The organism is Rhizobium sp. NPDC090279, from assembly GCF_044769665.1.
Classification (GTDB): domain Bacteria; phylum Pseudomonadota; class Alphaproteobacteria; order Rhizobiales; family Rhizobiaceae; genus Rhizobium.
On the sequence record NZ_JBIVYI010000006.1, the window covers coordinates 375,725 to 393,003 of the forward strand.

The following is a 17,279-nucleotide window of genomic DNA, read 5'->3' on the forward strand; positions in this document are numbered from 1 at the left end:
GACGGATAGATGCGAAAGAAGAAAGAAAGTCTCCGTGCGAGCATTCTGGAAAGCCTGAAGAACCGGAGCAAATCTCGCGCCAAGCAAGCCGGCAAACCGGCTCGCCCTGAAGGCACATTGATCGCCTCCTACAATGTCCACAAATGCGTCGGCGCCGACCGCCGCTTCGATCCGGAGCGGACCAGCCGCGTCATCCACGAAATCGATGCCGACGTCATCGGCCTGCAGGAAGCGGACACACGCTTCGGCGAACGCACGGGTATTCTCGACCTACGCCGGCTCGAGCGCGAGACAGGGCTCATCCCCGTGCCTATCGCCGGCGTCACCAAGGCGCACGGATGGCATGGCAATGTCGTTCTCTTCAAACAGGGCACGGTGCGCGACGTGCATCAGATCAGCCTGCCCGGACTTGAGCCACGCGGCGCCCTGATTGCCGAACTGGAATTGGCAAGCGGCGGCAGTCTCAGGATCATCGCCGCGCATCTCGGCCTGCTGCATCGCTCGCGCGCCCAGCAGACGCGCCTGATCGTCGACCTGATGAACGACGGCAGCGACACGCCCACCATCCTGCTTGGTGACCTCAACGAATGGCGCCTGGGCGACCGATCATCCCTCAATACGATACAGAATGCGTTCGGACCGCTGCCGCCCGCCGTACCGAGCTTTCCGTCGACACTGCCGCTTCTGGCGCTCGATCGCATCATGGCAAACCGCCGCGGCATGATCGCGGCAGTGGAGGTCCATGACTCGCCGCTGGCGCGCGTGGCGTCGGACCATTTGCCCATCAAGGCCATCGTCAGCCTGCAAACGCTCGATATCGAGGCCAGGGTGCATACGCGGACGGCCTAGACATCGTCAGCATGCCTCATGTTGAATTCACAGATATATAGGATGACTGCCGGAAGGCCATCTTATAGTCTGCCCGCCGAAATGGATGATCCGGGAGACAATCATGCTGAAAACTCTGTTGCTGACCGGCGCTGCCGGCGGCGTCGGCCAGGCACTCAGGCCGCTTCTCTCGCAAATTGCCGAGAGCGTTGTGCTGTCCGATCTCGCGCCGATAGGCGATCTGCGTCCGAACGAGCGTTTCGTCGCCTGTGATCTCGCCGACCGCAGCGGCGTAGACGCCATCGTCCAGGGTGTCGACGGCATTATCCATCTCGGCGGCATATCAGTGGAGAAGCCCTTCGATCTTATCCTGCAGGGCAATATCGTCGGCCTCTACAATCTCTACGAGGCGGCGCGCGCCGCCGGCAAGCCGCGCATCGTCTTTGCAAGCTCCAACCACACCATCGGCTTCTATCGCCGGGACGAGCGGATCGACAACAAGGTGCCGACGCGGCCGGATTCGCTCTATGGCGTATCGAAAGTGTTCGGTGAGGCCGTCGCCAGCCTCTACTTCGACAAGTTCGGCCAGGAAACGCTTTCGGTGCGCATCGGCTCCTGTTTCCCCGAGCCGCGCAACACGCGCATGCTCGCCACCTGGTTCAGCGTCAGGGATTTCCTCTCGCTTTGCGGCTGCGCTTTCGAAGCACCAAGGCTCGGGCACACGATCGTCTACGGCGCGTCCGACAATGACGAACAATGGTGGGACAACGGCAACGCCGCCTTCCTCGGCTGGAAGCCGCGCGACAACGCCGCCCCATGGCGGGCGGAGATCCTGTCGAGAACACCAGCCGAAGATCCGAACGATCCGGCCGTCATCTACCAGGGCGGTGGCTTCGCCTCGGCTGGCCATCCGGAAGACTGATCGTCAGAGGCCGTTGCGAAACAGCTTCCAGCGCGTCGGCCGGAAGGCGATGCGATTGCGGTCCAGCGCATCGGCCTTGTTCGGCGGCAGCTCGATCTCGATGCCTTCATGCCCGGCACCGATATTGATCTCGAGATGACGGGTGCCGGCAACGCGGCGGCTGGCGACAAGCAAGCCCGCGATCGCGCCGGCATCGCCGTCGCGCAGTTCGATGTCATGCGGACGGAAATAGAGATGCGCCTCGCCATCCGGCTCGTGTGGCGTGCTGAGCCCAAGCGGCTTGTCGTCGAACCAGATCTCGCCGCTGGCTATGCGAACCTTGACGCGGTTGGACTGGCCGATAAAACCATAGACGAAGGGCGAATTCGGCGTGTCGTAGATCTCGTCCGGCGTGCCGACCTGCTCGATCGCACCCTTGTTGAGCACGACGACGCGGTCGGCAAGCTCAAGCGCCTCTTCCTGGTCATGGGTGACGAAGACGGTGGTGTGGCCGGTCCGGTCATGGATCTCCCGCAGCCACCTGCGCAGGTCCTTGCGCACCTGCGCATCGAGAGCGCCGAAGGGCTCGTCGAGAAGCAGGACATTCGGCTCGACCGCCATGGCGCGCGCCAACGCCACGCGCTGTCGCTGACCGCCGGAAAGCTGGGTCGGGTAGCGCTTCTCCAAACCGTTCAACTGTACCAGTTCCAGCAATTCCATCGCGCGCCGGCGAATTTCATCACGCGGCGGGCGACGCGATGCGGAGCGGACTTTCAGTCCGAATGAGATATTGTCCAGCACCGTCATATGTCGGAACAGCGCGTAATGCTGGAACACGAAGCCGATATTGCGCTGTTGCACGGTCTTTCGCGAAGCATCCTCTTCGCCAAAGAAGATCTGGCCCTCCGTCGGCGTTTCCAGCCCGGCGATCAAACGCAGAAGCGTCGTCTTGCCGGAACCGGATGGACCGAGAAGCGCAATCAGTTCGCTCGAACGGATATCGAGAGAGACGTCATGCAATGCAGGAAAGCGACCGAATTCCTTGCGCAGGTTTTGAACGCGAACTTCCATCAAAAATTCCTTCAGTGACGCCGGCTGGCTGCGATCTCTTCGCTATAGCGCATTTCCAGCAACGTCTTCAGTATCAATGTGACAAGGGCAAGCAGGGCCAGCAGCGTGGCAACGGCAAAGGCCCCCGAGAAATTATAGTCGTTGTAAAGGATCTCGACCTGCAGCGGCATGGTGTTCGTTTCGCCGCGAATATGGCCCGACACGACCGAAACGGCACCGAACTCGCCCATGGCACGAGCGTTGCAGAGCAGCACGCCGTAAAGCAGACCCCATTTGATGTTCGGTAGCGTGACATACCAGAAGGTCTGCCAACCATTGGCGCCGAGCGAGAGTGCCGCCTCCTCGTCCGCATTGCCCTGCTCCTGCATCAGCGGGATCAATTCACGGGCGACGAAGGGAAAGGTGACGAACATCGTCGCCAGGACGAGCGCGGGAACCGCAAACAGGATCTGTATTCCGTGGCTCTGCAGCCAGGGGCCGAGTGTGCTGCTGGAACTGAACAGCAGCACGAACACCAGACCGGATATGACCGGCGAGACGGAGAAAGGCAGATCGATCAGCGTTGTCAGGAAGGCCTTGCCCTTGAACTCGAACTTGGCGATCGCCCAGGCTGCCGCAACACCGCAGACAAGATTGAGCGGCACGCTGATGCCGGCAACGATCAATGTCAGCCGGATCGCTGCGAACGTCTCATCATCGACCAGGGCATCGAAGAACGCCTCTATACCCTTGCGGAAGGCCTCGACGAAGACGGCAGCCAAGGGCAACAACACCATCAGCGTCAGAAAGGTGAGCGAGATCACCACAAAGATGATGCGCGCCGCCCGGCTCTCGGTAACGACCGGATGCTCCACAGAGGTGGTGGCAGAAAGATCATGTGCCATAGCCGTACCTCCTTCTGCTCCAGGCCTGAATGAGGTTGATGATCAAGAGCATGGTGAAGGAGATGAACAGCATCACCGTCGCGATCGCCGTTGCCGCCGCGTAATTATATTCCTCTAGCCGTATGACGATGAGCAAGGGCGCGATTTCCGAGATGTATGGCTTGTTGCCTGCGATGAAGATGACTGATCCGTATTCGCCGGCAGCGCGGGCAAAAGCCAGCGCGAAACCGGTGAGAGCGGCAGGCGCCAATCCCGGCAGCAGTACCCTGGTAATCGTCTGAAAGCGGGTCGCCCCCAAGGTCGCAGCCGCCTCTTCGACTTCGCGGTCGATCTCTTCCATCACGGGCTGGGCGGTGCGCACCACGAAGGGCAGGCCGACGAAAATCAGCGCGATGACGATGCCGATCGGCGTAAACGCGATCTTGATGCCGAGCGGCGCCAGGAACTGACCGATCCAGCCGTTCGGCGCATAAAGCGCCGTCAGCGCGATACCGGCAACCGCCGTTGGCAGCGCAAACGGCAGATCGACCATGGCGTCGATGATACGCTTGCCGGGAAAGCGGTAGCGCACCAGCACCCAGGCCAGGACAAGCCCGAGCACGGCGTTGACAAGCGCGGCAATGAAGGCGCCGCCAAAACTCATGCGCAGCGCGTAGAGCGTGCGCAGATCAAGGGCCAGCGCCCAGAATTTATCCCAGCCGAGAGAACTGCTCTTCCAAAGCAGTCCAGACAGCGGGATGAGAACAATGAAGATGAGCCAAGCCAAGGTAACGCCGAGTGCCAATCCGAAGCCCGGAATGACACTCGGCTGCCGAAACCGCCACCGTTTGCGGGTTATGGAATGCATTCAGACTTATTGCCCCGGCTTGTAGACCTGATCGAAGACGCCACCATCGTCGAAAAACTTCGGTTGAGCTTGGGCCCATCCACCGAAATCGTCAATCGTCGCAAGCTTCAACGTCGGGAAACGGGCAATATCCTTGGGATCGGCCACTTCCGGCTTGATCGGCCGGTAGTAATGCTTCGCCGCAATCTTCTGGCCTTCATCCGAATAGAGATAGTTCAGATAGGCTTCCGCGACCTTGCGCGTGCCCTTCTTATCAACATTGCCATCGACGACGGCAACCGGCGGATCGGCACGGATCGAGAAAGACGGGGTCACGACTTCGAATTTATCCGGGCCAAGCTCGTCGAGCGAGAGATAGGCTTCATTTTCCCAGGCAAGCAGGACGTCGCCAAGGCCACGCTGGACGAAGGTCGTCGTTGCGCCGCGCGCACCGGTATCGAGAACCGGTACATGCTTCAGAAGCTGCGTCAGATATTCCTGTGCCTTGGCATCGTTGCCGCCATTGGCCTGCTTGGCCCATGCCCATGCCGCCAGAATGTTCCAGCGGGCGCCGCCTGACGTTTTCGGGTTCGGCGTGATGACTTCGACGCCGTCCTTGATGAGATCCGGCCAGTCCTTGATGCCCTTGGGGTTGCCCTTGCGCACCAGGAAGACGATGGTCGAGGTGTAGGGAACCGAATTGTTCGGGAATTTGGTCTTCCAGTCGGCGGGAATCTTGTGCGTCGCCTTGGCGATCGCATCGATATCGCCCTCAAGCGCCAGGGTTACGACGTCGGCATCGAGACCATCGATGACCGAACGCGCCTGCGCGCCGGAGCCGCCATGCGAGGTCTTGATATTGATGGTTTCGCCCGTGTCCTTCTTCCACTTGACAGCAAAGGCCGCGTTGAAGTCCTTATAGAGCTCACGGGTCGGATCGTAGGAAACATTGAGAAGCGTCTTGTCCGCCGCCCATGTCGGCGCGACGGCCGCGATCGAGAAACTGCCGATCAGAACTGCGGTGGCGAGAAGCCGGGAAAGCTTAATCGTCTGCATGGATACACCCCCTTCGTTTGTCCTTAAACCCTATCAACTTGGTCGTATAAAGTAACGAAGACAGTTCCCGTTTTGGGTAACTCCAGAGAACAGCATCCCATAGAATCGGGAAAAGTGAAATCACATTCCCGAATGACAATCTGCACGCGATGGGCAGGCCGTCAAAGAATGGTGTCGGACATGAACACGGAATAAAGTCCGTCGGCGGTCCTTGTCTGCCGCATCGCCGTCAAGACACCCTCCGTCCGCAGCCGCCGGGCGATCGCAGCAAGCACGTTCAGATAATCGCTACGGCCACCCTCACCGAACAGCAGGACGAACGCCCATTCCGTCGGCACGTCGTCGATGGCCTCGAAGTCGACGGCGTGGGCAAAATGCACCATCAATCCCCGCGGCCTCGTCATGCCGGCAATTGCGGCATGCGGGACGGCAACGCCGTTGCCGATACCGGTCGTACCCAGTCTTTCGCGTGTCTCGAGCGCCCGTAGGACCGTTCCCTCATCCAGGCCGAAGCAACTGGCCGCCTTCGATGACAGCATCTGCAGCGCCCGCCACTTGGTCGGAGCCGCAACTCCGACAAAGACATGCTCGGGAAGAATGATCGTGGAAAGGTCCATGGTTATGCTCAAGATCGAGTAATCAATTGTTCTGAAATAATATTCATCACCACGGAACTGGGCCGGCAGCATCTCGCCCCCATGGTTCGAAGCCCTTGCGATCTCACTCCGGTTCGCGCAGCCGATAGCCGACACCTGTCTCGGTGGTGATATATTTCGGCTGATCGGGAACCTCCTCGATCTTCTGCCGGAGTTGACGCACATAGACGCGCAGATACTGCACATCCGCCGCAGGACCCCAGATCTGCTTTAGCAGGAATTGATGCGTCAGCACCTTGCCCGCATGCTGGGCAAGCACCCGCAGAATGTCGTATTCCTTCGGCGAAAGCTTGATCTCCTTGCCGTCGACCTTGACGATGCGCTTGACGAGATCGATCGAAAGGCCGCCCGTCTGAAAGATCGCCCTTTCGCCCTGCTGCTGCAGCCGATGGCGCAGCGCCACGCGGATACGGGCCGCGAGTTCGTTGACGCCGAAGGGCTTGGTCACGTAATCGTCCGCGCCGCTTTCGAGCGCCTTGACGATACCGGCCTCATCCGTGCGGCTGGACAAAATGACGACTGGAATCTGCACCCCGTCCTCACGCCATTCCAATAGCAGGTCCTGCCCCGATTTGTCGGGCAAACCGAGATCGAGCACGATTAGATCGGGCTGGTCCTCATGCACCGATGCCTGAGCGGACGCAGCACTTTGCGCTTCGTTGACGACATAGCCCTGGGCGCCCAGGCCGACACGCAGCAGTTTGCGGATTGGCGGCTCATCATCGACGACGAGAATTTTGACGGCAGTGGTGTTCATTTCAGTTCATCCAGCTTCGGGACTTCTGTTGGTTTCGGTAGGCGGATGGTGAAGACAGCCCCCTGACGATCCGTTCTATTGCCTGCAGTGATCGAGCCGCCCATCGCCTCGATAAAGCCGCGGCAGATGGAAAGGCCAAGGCCGGTGCCGGCACGCACCTGATCACCCTTGCGCACGCGATAGAAGGTGTCGAAAACACGCTCGAGATCGGCAGGCGGAATGCCCGGTCCCTCGTCCATGACCCTGAAGACGATATTGTCGATATCGGCCCAGGCTTCCAGGCGGATGGCCGATCCTTCCGGCGCATACTTGGCGGCGTTGTCGAGCAGGTTGAACAGCACCTGTTCGAACAGGACCGGATCGACCTTCACCATCGGCAGATCGATGGGCATCTGCACCTCGACGCGATGAAGAGCGAGGATTTTTTCCGCTCGCCGCAGCGCGCTGCCCACGATATCGCCACCATAATGCAGGGCATAGTTCGGCTCCATGGCGCCGGACTCGATCTTGGTCATGTCGAGCAGGTTGGCGATGAAGCGATTGAGGCGTTCGGATTCATCGATGACGGTTGACAGAAGATCGACGCGATCCTCGTGCGGCAATGTTTCCAGATAATCGCGCAGCGTTCCCGCCGCACCAAGGATGGCCGCGAGCGGCGTTTTCAAGTCATGAGAGATGGACGTCAGCAACGCCGAGCGCAGCCGGTCGGCCTCGACGGCCAGTTTGGCACGATCGACATCCGCGACCAGCTGCACGCGCTCGATGGCGAGCGCCGCCTGGTCGGCGAGAGCATCGAGCAGCCGCTGCTGCTCGGGCGTCAGGAGCGGACCGTCGCGGCGATCACTATCGAGGCCGATGACGCCGACGGCGGTTCGGCCGGTGCGCAGAGGAACATAAAGACGCTTGGCGCCGGGTAACGTATCGGCACCGCGACCGGCCGCGTGATTGTGCTCCCACGCCCAGCGCGCCGCCGCGATATCGGCATCGTCAAGCGTGTCATCAGGCGGATAGCCGGCCTTGACCGCGATCGTACCGTGCTCTGGCAGAAGCAGCACGACGCGCAGTTTCAGCATCGAGGCCAGTTGAAAGGCGGTTGCCCATAGAACATCGTCGAGCGTGCCCGTGCCGGCGAGCTTCTTGGAAAAAAGGTAGAGATCCTCGGTCGTTCGGGCGCGCTGTCGCGCCGCCGCCGCCTGCCGCTGCACCGTCGCCGTCAGATTGCTCGCAATGACCGCCACACCGAGGAAGAAGAAGAAGGCAAGCACGCTTTCCGGATCGCTGATCGTCAGCGTGTAGCGCGGCGGCAGGAAGAAGAAATTGAAGGCGAGTGCGCCGAGGATACAAGAATAAAGTGCCGGGCGCAGGCCTTGCGTCACGGCACTGGCCAAGACCGCCATCAGGAAGACCAGCGCCAGATTTCGGACATCCAGCACCTGATCGAGGATGACGCAGAAGCCAAGCGCGATGGCCACATAGAGCGTTGCCAGAATATAGCCGCGCAGCTGGAAGGGTGCAGGCGTAGAGGCGACCTTGACGCCGCGGCCTGCAGCCTGGCCATCGACTTCGTTGCCCGAGATGACATGAACGCTGATCTCGCCGGCTCTGCGGATGAGATCATAGGAAACCGAGCGGCGCGACCAGTCTCGCCAGGACCCGATCTTCGGCGAACCGATGACGATATGGGTCACGTTGTTGCTGGCGGAATGGCGGATCAGTTCCTCCGCCACTTCCCGGCCGGGAATGGTGATGGCCTCGCCACCGAGCTGTTCGGCCAGCCGGAGCGTTGCGGCAATCGTATCGCGCTGCGCCTCCGTCAGATTGATGGAGTGATTGGTCTCGACATAGACGGCAGCCCAGGGCGCGCGCAGGCGCGAGGCCATGCGCGCTGCGTAGCGCACAAGCCGGGCGGAGCGCGGATGGTGATCTATGGAAACAAGAACGCGCTCGCCGGCAGCCCAGGGACCCGAGATCGCATGCGCCTGCATATGGGTCAGGAGCTGGTCGTCGACGCGTTGGGCGGTGCGCCTCAGCGCCAGTTCGCGCAGCGCCGTCAGATTGCCTGGCGTGAAATAGCTGGTGAGCGCCCTTTCGGCCGTCTTCGACACATAGACCTTGCCGTCGTGCAGCCGCTTGATGAGATCATCGGGCGTCAGGTCGATGATCTCGACATCGTCGGCCAGGTCGATGATCGAATCCGGCACGGTCTCCCGCACGCGGATGCGGGTGATCTGCGAGACGACATCGTTCAGGCTTTCAACATGCTGGATATTCAACGTCGTGTAGACGTCGATGCCGCGGTCGAGAAGCTCCTTGACGTCAAGATAGCGCTTCGGATGACGGCTGCCCTGCGCATTGGTATGGGCCAGCTCATCGACGAGCACGAGTTCCGGCCGGCGCTTCAGGATGGCATCGAGATCCATCTCCTCAAGCGCCCTGCCCCTGTAGTCGACCTGCACACGAGGAATGATCTCGAAACCCTCGAGGAGAGCCTGCGTCTCGCGGCGGCCGTGTGTCTCGACGACACCGACTACGACATCCACGCCGTCGGCAATCTTTGCTCTTCCCGACATCAGCATCTCATAGGTCTTGCCGACGCCGGGTGCGGCACCCAGAAAGATTTTCAGCCGACCGCGTGTCTCGGCCCGCGCCTTTTCGAGAAGTGCATCGGGCGAAGGCCTGCTCAGCATGTCGCGGCTGTCATCTGCCATCAGAGTGGTTTGTCTTTCATCACGAGATTGAGACGGCGTTGGCCGTCTCAATCTGTTCAACTTACTATTTCATAGAAGCATCAAGCGCTTGGTTCAATGCCAGCACGTTGACGACAGGCTCGCCGAGAACGCCCAGCTCCCGCGGCTCGACAGCTGCATCCACAAGTGCCTTGACCTTGGCCTCATCCATGTTGCGCGCCTTGGCCACGCGGGGAACCTGGAAATAGGCTGCTTCGGGCGAGATATCCGGATCGAGGCCGCTGCCGGAGGTGGTCACCAGGTCCATCGGAACCGGCGTGTTGGGGTTCTGAGCCTGCAACGTCGCGGCATCGCCCTTGATACGGGTTATCAGGGTCGAACTGGTCGGACCGAGGTTGGAGCCCACCGAATTGACCGCGTTGTAGGGTGCAGGAACCGTTTTGGTTGAGTCATTCGGGTCTGCTGCGGTTGTCGCCGAAGGGCGACCATGGAAATAGCGATCGGTGGTGAAGTTCTGACCGATCAGGGTGGAGCCGATCACCTTGCCGTCCTTCTCCACCAGGCTGCCATTGGCCTGGTGGGGAAAGAGCGCCTGGGCGACACCCGTCATGGCAAGCGGGTAGGCAAGGCCGGTCAGGACGGTCGTGGCGACGATCATGACAATGGCGGGTCTGATTTCTTTAAGCATGATGGGAACTCCTTAGGCGAGGCCGATGGCAGTGATTGCCATGTCGATGGCCTTGATGCCGATGAAGGGGACGATGATGCCGCCAAGGCCATAGATCAGCAGGTTGCGGCTGAGCAGCGCACCAGCACCGATGGGGCGGTAGCGGACACCCTTCAGCGACAGCGGGATCAACGCGACGATGATCAGCGCATTGAAGATGATCGCCGAGAGGATGGCGCTTTGCGGCGTTGCCAGATCCATGATGTTCAGCGTCTTCAATTGCGGATAGAAGGCGATGAACATGGCCGGGATGATGGCGAAGTACTTCGCGATGTCGTTGGCGATCGAGAAGGTCGTCAGCGCGCCGCGGGTCATGAGCAGCTGCTTGCCGATCTCGACGATCTCGATCAGCTTCGTCGGGTCGCTATCGAGGTCGACCATGTTGCCGGCCTCGCGGGCGGCGACCGTACCGGTGTTCATGGCGACGCCGACATCAGCCTGAGCAAGTGCGGGAGCATCATTCGTGCCGTCGCCGCACATGGCGACGAGCTTGCCCTGCGCCTGTTCCTGACGCATGAGCGCCAGCTTCATTTCCGGGGTCGCCTGGGCGAGGAAGTCGTCGACGCCGGCTTCGGCGGCGATGGCTGCAGCCGTCAGCGGGTTGTCACCCGTGATCATGACGGTGCGGATACCCATGCGGCGCAGCTCGGCGAAACGTTCGCGGATACCGCCCTTGACGATGTCCTTCAGATGGATGACGCCGAGCAGGCGCCCATCGCGGGCAACGGCGAGCGGCGTGCCGCCGGCCTTGGCGATCTCGTCGGCGATCGCCTGCATCTCACGAAGCGTTTCGCTCGACGTGCGGGAGATGACGGCGGTGCCTTCCGTGGTCCCATTGGCCGCGCCTTCGACATAGCTGACCACGGCATCGACGGCGCCCTTGCGGATGGAAGAGCCTTCGAGGTCGACGCCGCTCATGCGCGTCTGGGCGGTAAAGGGTACGAAGGTCGCCTTCAGGCTCGTCATATCGCGGCCGCGGATCGCATATTTTTCCTTGGCGAGCACGACGATGGACCGTCCTTCAGGCGTCTCGTCGGCAAGCGAGGCGAGCTGGGCCGCATCGGCCAGATCCTGTTCGCTGATACCGCGGACCGGGCGAAAGGCGGTTGCCTGACGGTTGCCGAGCGTGATCGTGCCGGTCTTGTCGAGCAGCAGCGTGTCGACGTCGCCGGCGGCCTCGACGGCGCGGCCCGACATGGCAAGCACGTTGAAGCGCACCAGGCGGTCCATGCCAGCGATACCGATCGCCGAAAGCAGCGCGCCGATGGTGGTCGGGATCAGGGTCACGAACAGGGCGACGAGCACGACCGTCGGGATCGAGCCGCCGGCATAGGCGGCAAAGCTCGGGATCGTGACGGTCGCCAAGACGAAGATCAGCGTCATGCCTGCAAGCAGGATGTTAAGCGCGATTTCGTTCGGCGTCTTCTGCCGTTCGGCACCTTCCACCAGCGCGATCATGCGGTCGATAAAGGTCGAGCCGGCGGCGGCGGTGATGCGCACGCGAATTTCGTCCGACAGAACCTGGGTGCCACCAGTGACAGCCGAGCGGTCGCCGCCCGATTCACGGATGACGGGCGCGGATTCACCGGTGATGGCTGCTTCGTTGACGGATGCGACGCCCTCGATGACTTCGCCATCCGAGGGGATGATGTCGCCGGCTTCGACCAGCACGACGTCACCGACCTTCAGGCTGGTGCCCGGCACCATCTTGTAATCGGTGCGGCTGTTGCCGGTCAGCAGCTTCGCCTGGGTTTCGGTGCGCGACTTGCGCAGCGAATCCGCCTGCGCCTTGCCGCGACCTTCGGCAACGGCTTCGGCGAAATTCGCAAACAGCACCGTGAACCACAACCAGATGTTGATCTGCAGCGAGAAGGCGAGATTGCCGCCGCCGGTGATGAGGTCACGCAGGAAGAGGACGGTCGTCAATGCCGAAACGACAGCGACCACGAACATGACGGGGTTCCTGGCGAGCGTGCGCGGGTTCAACTTCTTGAAAGCAGCGCCGATCGCCGGAAGGAGGATGCGAGAATCCAGAATACTCGCTGATTTTAACTGGCTCATAAGAGGCTCCAGCGTGAGGAGGAAAACGTCAGATCGGAACGCTGCCGATCAGCCGATTAAGAATCCGAAGACGACAAGGCCGAGGAACAGGGCGACCATCGCCAACAAAATGGCATCGGAAGCGCAGGTTATTCCGGCCGGGCCACGCCCCCTGTCCAAGGGGCGTGGATCGATGACTTTTCTAAGCCTGGCCAAAAGCGGTTGGCTCATGACATCATTCCTTAGAAGGTCTGGCCTGCGATCATCGACAGATGATCGACGATCGGTCCAAGCGCCAGCGCCGGGAAGAAGGTCAGACCACCGACAATCAAGATCGTGCCGACCAGCAGGCCGACGAAGAGCGGGCCGTCCGTCGGGAAGGTGCCGGCCGAAGCGGGGACCGTCTTCTTGCCGATCAGCGAGCCGGCAATCGCAAGCCCCGGTACGATGACCAGAAAGCGGCCGATCAGCATGACGATACCGAGCGTGGTGTTGTACCAGGGGGTATTGCCGGACAGACCACCGAAGGCAGAGCCATTGTTCGCCGCCGCCGAGCTATAGGCATAGAGGATCTCCGAGAAGCCGTGCGGGCCGGAATTGCCAACCGAAGCGACGGCAGCGGGCAGCACAACGGAGATTGCGGTGAAGATCAGCATGCCAAAGGGCAAGCAAAGCACGGCAAGCATTGCCATCTTCACTTCCTTGGCTTCGATCTTCTTGCCGAGATATTCCGGCGTGCGGCCGACCATGAGGCCTGCAACGAAGATGGCGATGATGACGAACATCAGGATGCCGTAGAAGCCGGCGCCCACGCCGCCGACGATGACTTCGCCGAGCTGCAGGTTGATGAGCGGGATCATGCCTCCAAGTGCGGTGAAGCTGTCGAGCATGCCATTGACCGCGCCGCAGGACGCGGCAGTTGTGATGACGGCGAACAGCGAGGAGGCGGTAATACCGAAGCGGACTTCCTTGCCTTCCATGTTGCCGCCCTGCACACCGAGCGCGTGGATCAGCGGGTTGCCCGCAGCCTCAGCCCAGTAGGTCACAATCACGCCAGCGATGAACAGCGTGCCCATCGCGGCCAGGATCGCCCAGCCCTGACGCTGACTGCCGACCATGCGACCGAAGACGTTGGTCAGCGCAGCGCCGATGGCGAAGATCGACAGCATCTGGATGAAGTTGGAGATTGCATCCGGATTTTCGAAGGGATGAGCGGAGTTGGCGTTGAAGAAGCCGCCGCCGTTCGTGCCGAGCATCTTGATGGCAAGTTGCGAGGCAACGGGGCCGACGGCGATCGTCTGCTGTGCGCCCTCGAGCGTCGTCGCGTTGACATAGGGGCCGAGCGTCTGCGGCACGCCGAGATAGACATAGACCAGCGTCAGCACGATGCAGATCGGCAGCAGGACGTAAAGCGTCGCACGGGTCATGTCGACCCAGAAATTACCGATCGCCTTGCCCGAGGCACGCGAAAATGCGCGGATCAAGGCAATAGCAATAGCAATGCCGGTTGCGGCGGAAACGAAGTTCTGCACCGTCAGGCCTGCCATCTGCACGAGATAGGACATCGTGCTTTCGCCACCATAGTTCTGCCAATTGGTATTGGTGACGAAGCTGGTCGAGGTGTTGAAGGACAAGTACGGATCGAGCGACGTCATTCCCGCCGGATTGTACGGCAGGCTGCCCTGAAATCGCTGAAGTAAATAAAGAACGATGAAGCCGGCAAGGCTGAACAGCAGCATGGAGACCGAATAGGTTGTCCAGTGCTGCTCTTCGCGCTCGTTGGTGCCGGACAAACGATATAGCCCCCGCTCCACCGGACCGAAGACATAAGAAAGAAAGGTGCGCTCGCCGGTAAAGACGCGTGTCATGTAACCGCCGAGCGGTTTGACGAGCAGAAGAAGAACCCCGATGTAAATGAGGATCTGAAGCCATCCGTTGAAGGTCATGGAGGTAACTTTCCCTACCCAGCGCTGCTAGAAGCGCTCGGGGCGAATGAGAGCGTAAACCAGGTAGACGGTGAGAAAAATCGTCACGCCGCCACCGAGAATGTAATCGAGAAGCATTGCCGTCTCTCCGACTAGAGGCTGTCGCAGGCCTTTGTATAAGCGACGCAGAGGAGGAAGAATAAAACGCCGATCCCGACAAGAATAATGTCCATCATCGATCGCGATTCCTTGATTGTTATTGTTGATTGCAGAATGACGGAGAGCGCCCCGCTGGGAGCGCCTCTTTTTTCTGCCGAGAACGAAGAACACTTCACGTGTAACTTCGCCATACAATATGCGACCAAACTGCATTAAGGTTCGAGACGGCGGGAAAGCGGAAGATATAAAAATCTTATAAATGCCAACATCGGCGGCGGCGATCGGCAAGTGCGCCTATACGCCAACCCGATGCGTGTCTGCGTTGCCAGATTCGCTCGAAGAATCGGGCCAATTCCATAGATATCCAACTGCTATTTCATTGAATTTTATGGATTTTCTGCACGAAATGCCAAGGTCGCCTCAGCAATACCCACCACCCTCATTGATTGCATCATACCATATGCAGAAAATCTAACATAGATGGAATTGGCACGGCCGAATATAAAGCCATATGTATCGCGCTTGATGCAGCATCCCGGCAATGATTTAGTTTGGAGCGAGATGGCTTGCAGTTCGACGGCCCCTCTCTTCACCCGTTTGACCATAAGCCAAAGAAGCACGAGCCCGTGACGACCAGCATCCGACATATTGCCAAGCTAGCAGGAACCTCGGTCTCTTCAGTCTCGCGCGTGCTCAACAGCAGCGGCTATGCTTCTCCCGAACTCCGGGAGCGCGTGGAGGCTGCCATCCGCACGCTCAACTACACGCCGAGCAAGGGCGCGCGCATGCTGCGTGGCGCACCGAGCCGGATGATCGGGCTAATACTGCCGTCGATTGACGTGCCCTTCTTCGGCATCCTCGCCCATGCCATAGAGCAGGAATTGTTCCAGCGCGGCTACCAGACGCTGATCTGTAGCACCGCCGAAAACATGGACCACGAGGCACGCTACATTTCCATGCTGCTCTCCCAGCGTGTCGATGGCGTCATCGTGGCCAGCGCCTTCGGCAGCACAAGGCATTTCGAGACGCTGCGCGACGCCCACATCCCGATCGTCGCGATAGATCGCGAGCTTCCCGGAATAGCTGACGATGCCGTCATGGCCGATCACGAGGTGGGCGGGAGGCTGATGGCACGTCACCTGATCGAACGCGGCCATCGCGCAATCGGTATTGTCGGCGCCCCTGCCCACAGTCAGCCCGTCCAGCTTCGGCTTCGCGGCATCGCAAAAGAGATGGCGGCGTGCGGCATCGCACCCGTTGCGATATCCATGGCCGAAGAGCATAGCTTCGCCGCCGCTTATCCGCTGGCAAAGGAGTTGGTGGCTTCCCGGCCCGAGGTGACCGGTATCATCGGTACGACCGATATTTCGGCTATTGCCGCGATCCATGCCGTTCAGGATCACGGTTTTGCCGTGCCGCGCGACTATTCGGTGATCGGCTTCGACGACCTGCCAGAGGCGGCTTACGTCTTTCCGCGGCTGACGACCGTCGCGCAGCCGATCCGCGGGGTCGGCGAGCAGGCAGTCCGGCGATTGGAAACGCTGATTGAAGAGCCACGGGCGGATAGCGAATCTCAAAAAGACACCATCGTCAAACTACCCGTCACTTTGATCGAACGCGATTCCACTGGGCCGGCCCGCAAATGAATGAATGGAGCCTAGCGGCGAGGCTCACGGCCGGACGATGACCTTGATCTCGCCCGCCAATGGCGCGCTGCCCACTACGCTTGCGACGTCCTCGAGGCCGATCGTCTTCGTGACCAGCGAATCCAGCTCCAGAATCCCGCTTGCCACCATGGCTGCAGCCCGGGAATGGGTGAAGGGATTGAGATAGGCTGGCCTGATCTCGACTTCATTGACGAGCAGATCGAACGGTAGAACAGGCACGTCGAGACCGGCCGGCGTCACCCCAAACAGTATGAAGGCGCCGCCGCGCCGCACCATCTGCAACCCAGTCTGGAGCGTTTCGGGGACGCCGGCGCATTCTATGGCGACATCCACGCCGCCGTCCGTCATATCCCGAACGGCGGCAACGGCATCGATCGCCGTCGGATCAAGCGCCTGGGTCGCACCCAGCCTCAGCGCTGCCTCGCGACGTGACAGCTGCCTCGTCATCAGGATGATTTGACCCGCGCCCGCCAGGCGCGCCAATTGCACCATCAGCAGGCCGATGACGCCGCCGCCCAAAATGGCGACACTGTCGCCCGGAGGGATCTCGGCCTTGTCAATGGCATGGATGCAGCAGGCCAGCGGCTCGCAAAATGCGCCGTGGACGGGATCGAGATCCGGAGGCAGAGTAAATGCCTGTCCGCAGGGAACCGCGACATATTCGGCAAAGCCGCCATCCTGCGTCACCCCGATCGCTTTCAGATTGGCGCACAGGTTCGGCCGGCCGCGTCGGCACGCGGGGCATGTGCCGCAAGCAATATTCGGGTCCACCGTGACGAGCTCTCCGCCGAGAACCGACGAAACGCCCTCCCCCACCTCCTCGACGAGGCCGCAGAACTCGTGTCCCAGGGTCACCGGGATCGACGTCGGGTATTCGCCTTTGAACATATGCCGGTCGGACCCGCATATGCCGGCGGCCAGAACCCGGACGATGATGTCTCCGGGCCCAGCAGTCGGCTTCTCGACCACGCGCATGGCCATATCGCCGGTCGCTTCCAAACGGACTGCCCTCATTCGCCTCCTCCGAGCATAAGGTTCGATTCTCTCTCGCCACAGCGCAGCTCCTACCAGCACTATAGCATCCAATGATACGCA

The 17,279-nt window shown here is 60.7% G+C and carries 15 protein-coding genes; 3 read left to right on the plus strand and 12 right to left on the minus strand.

Annotated features, from left to right (window positions below; all coding sequences use genetic code 11):
- The first annotated feature begins 9 nt into the window (after positions 1–9).
- Positions 10–849 (plus strand): endonuclease/exonuclease/phosphatase family protein, encoded by an 840-nt coding sequence (locus tag ACIQWP_RS17490; RefSeq protein ID WP_402789531.1) that lies wholly within the window; start codon positions 10–12, stop codon positions 847–849.
- Between the two features lie 103 nt (positions 850–952).
- A complete protein-coding gene (locus ACIQWP_RS17495; protein ID WP_402789533.1) occupies positions 953–1,750 on the plus strand; it encodes an NAD-dependent epimerase/dehydratase family protein in 798 nt (265 codons plus the stop codon).
- 3 nt (positions 1,751–1,753) lie between these two features.
- Here the strand turns inward: ACIQWP_RS17495 and ACIQWP_RS17500 are convergent, their stop codons facing one another.
- The 11 genes from ACIQWP_RS17500 to kdpF all read right to left on the minus strand — a co-directional run bounded on the left by ACIQWP_RS17500 (position 1,754) and on the right by kdpF (position 14,496).
- Positions 1,754–2,800 carry a sulfate/molybdate ABC transporter ATP-binding protein gene (locus ACIQWP_RS17500; protein ID WP_402789536.1) on the minus strand — a complete coding sequence of 349 codons (1,047 nt, stop codon included), beginning with the start codon at positions 2,798–2,800 and terminating at the stop codon, positions 1,754–1,756.
- 11 nt (positions 2,801–2,811) lie between these two features.
- Positions 2,812–3,684: a sulfate ABC transporter permease subunit CysW gene (gene cysW / locus ACIQWP_RS17505; RefSeq protein ID WP_402789539.1), complete on the minus strand. Its 873-nt coding sequence runs from the start codon at positions 3,682–3,684 to the stop codon at positions 2,812–2,814.
- Complete coding sequence (gene cysT / locus ACIQWP_RS17510) at positions 3,674–4,531, minus strand: sulfate ABC transporter permease subunit CysT (RefSeq protein ID WP_402789542.1); 858 nt, start codon at positions 4,529–4,531, stop codon at positions 3,674–3,676. The genes cysW and cysT overlap by 11 nt, the downstream gene beginning before the upstream one ends.
- A gap of 6 nt (positions 4,532–4,537) precedes the next feature.
- Positions 4,538–5,566: a sulfate ABC transporter substrate-binding protein gene (locus ACIQWP_RS17515; RefSeq protein ID WP_402789545.1), complete on the minus strand. Its 1,029-nt coding sequence runs from the start codon at positions 5,564–5,566 to the stop codon at positions 4,538–4,540.
- Between the two features lie 161 nt (positions 5,567–5,727).
- A complete protein-coding gene (locus ACIQWP_RS17520; RefSeq protein WP_402789548.1) occupies positions 5,728–6,183 on the minus strand; it encodes a PTS sugar transporter subunit IIA in 456 nt (151 codons plus the stop codon).
- 103 nt (positions 6,184–6,286) lie between these two features.
- Complete coding sequence (locus ACIQWP_RS17525) at positions 6,287–6,979, minus strand: response regulator (protein ID WP_402789551.1); 693 nt, start codon at positions 6,977–6,979, stop codon at positions 6,287–6,289.
- Entirely contained in the window at positions 6,976–9,687 is a 2,712-nt protein-coding gene (locus ACIQWP_RS17530; protein WP_402789554.1) for a DUF4118 domain-containing protein, read from the minus strand. Before ACIQWP_RS17530 ends, ACIQWP_RS17525 begins: the two co-directional genes overlap by 4 nt.
- A 64-nt stretch (positions 9,688–9,751) precedes the next feature.
- Positions 9,752–10,354, minus strand: coding sequence for a K(+)-transporting ATPase subunit C (locus tag ACIQWP_RS17535; RefSeq protein ID WP_402789557.1), 603 nt, complete (start codon positions 10,352–10,354; stop codon positions 9,752–9,754).
- Between the two features lie 12 nt (positions 10,355–10,366).
- On the minus strand, positions 10,367–12,454 hold the full coding sequence (gene kdpB, locus ACIQWP_RS17540; RefSeq protein WP_402789560.1) for a potassium-transporting ATPase subunit KdpB: 2,088 nt from the start codon (positions 12,452–12,454) through the stop codon (positions 10,367–10,369).
- 221 nt (positions 12,455–12,675) lie between these two features.
- Entirely contained in the window at positions 12,676–14,379 is a 1,704-nt protein-coding gene (gene kdpA / locus ACIQWP_RS17545; protein ID WP_402789563.1) for a potassium-transporting ATPase subunit KdpA, read from the minus strand.
- 27 nt (positions 14,380–14,406) lie between these two features.
- On the minus strand, positions 14,407–14,496 hold the full coding sequence (kdpF, locus tag ACIQWP_RS17550; protein WP_041678183.1) for a K(+)-transporting ATPase subunit F: 90 nt from the start codon (positions 14,494–14,496) through the stop codon (positions 14,407–14,409).
- 647 nt (positions 14,497–15,143) lie between these two features.
- On the opposite strand from kdpF, the gene ACIQWP_RS17555 reads away from it, so the two are divergent.
- A complete protein-coding gene (locus ACIQWP_RS17555; RefSeq protein ID WP_402789567.1) occupies positions 15,144–16,163 on the plus strand; it encodes a LacI family DNA-binding transcriptional regulator in 1,020 nt (339 codons plus the stop codon).
- A 24-nt stretch (positions 16,164–16,187) separates the two neighbouring features.
- Here the strand turns inward: ACIQWP_RS17555 and ACIQWP_RS17560 are convergent, their stop codons facing one another.
- Positions 16,188–17,198, minus strand: a complete 1,011-nt coding sequence (locus ACIQWP_RS17560) for a zinc-dependent alcohol dehydrogenase family protein (RefSeq protein ID WP_402789570.1) — start codon at positions 17,196–17,198, stop codon at positions 16,188–16,190.
- Positions 17,199–17,279 lie beyond the last annotated feature (81 nt).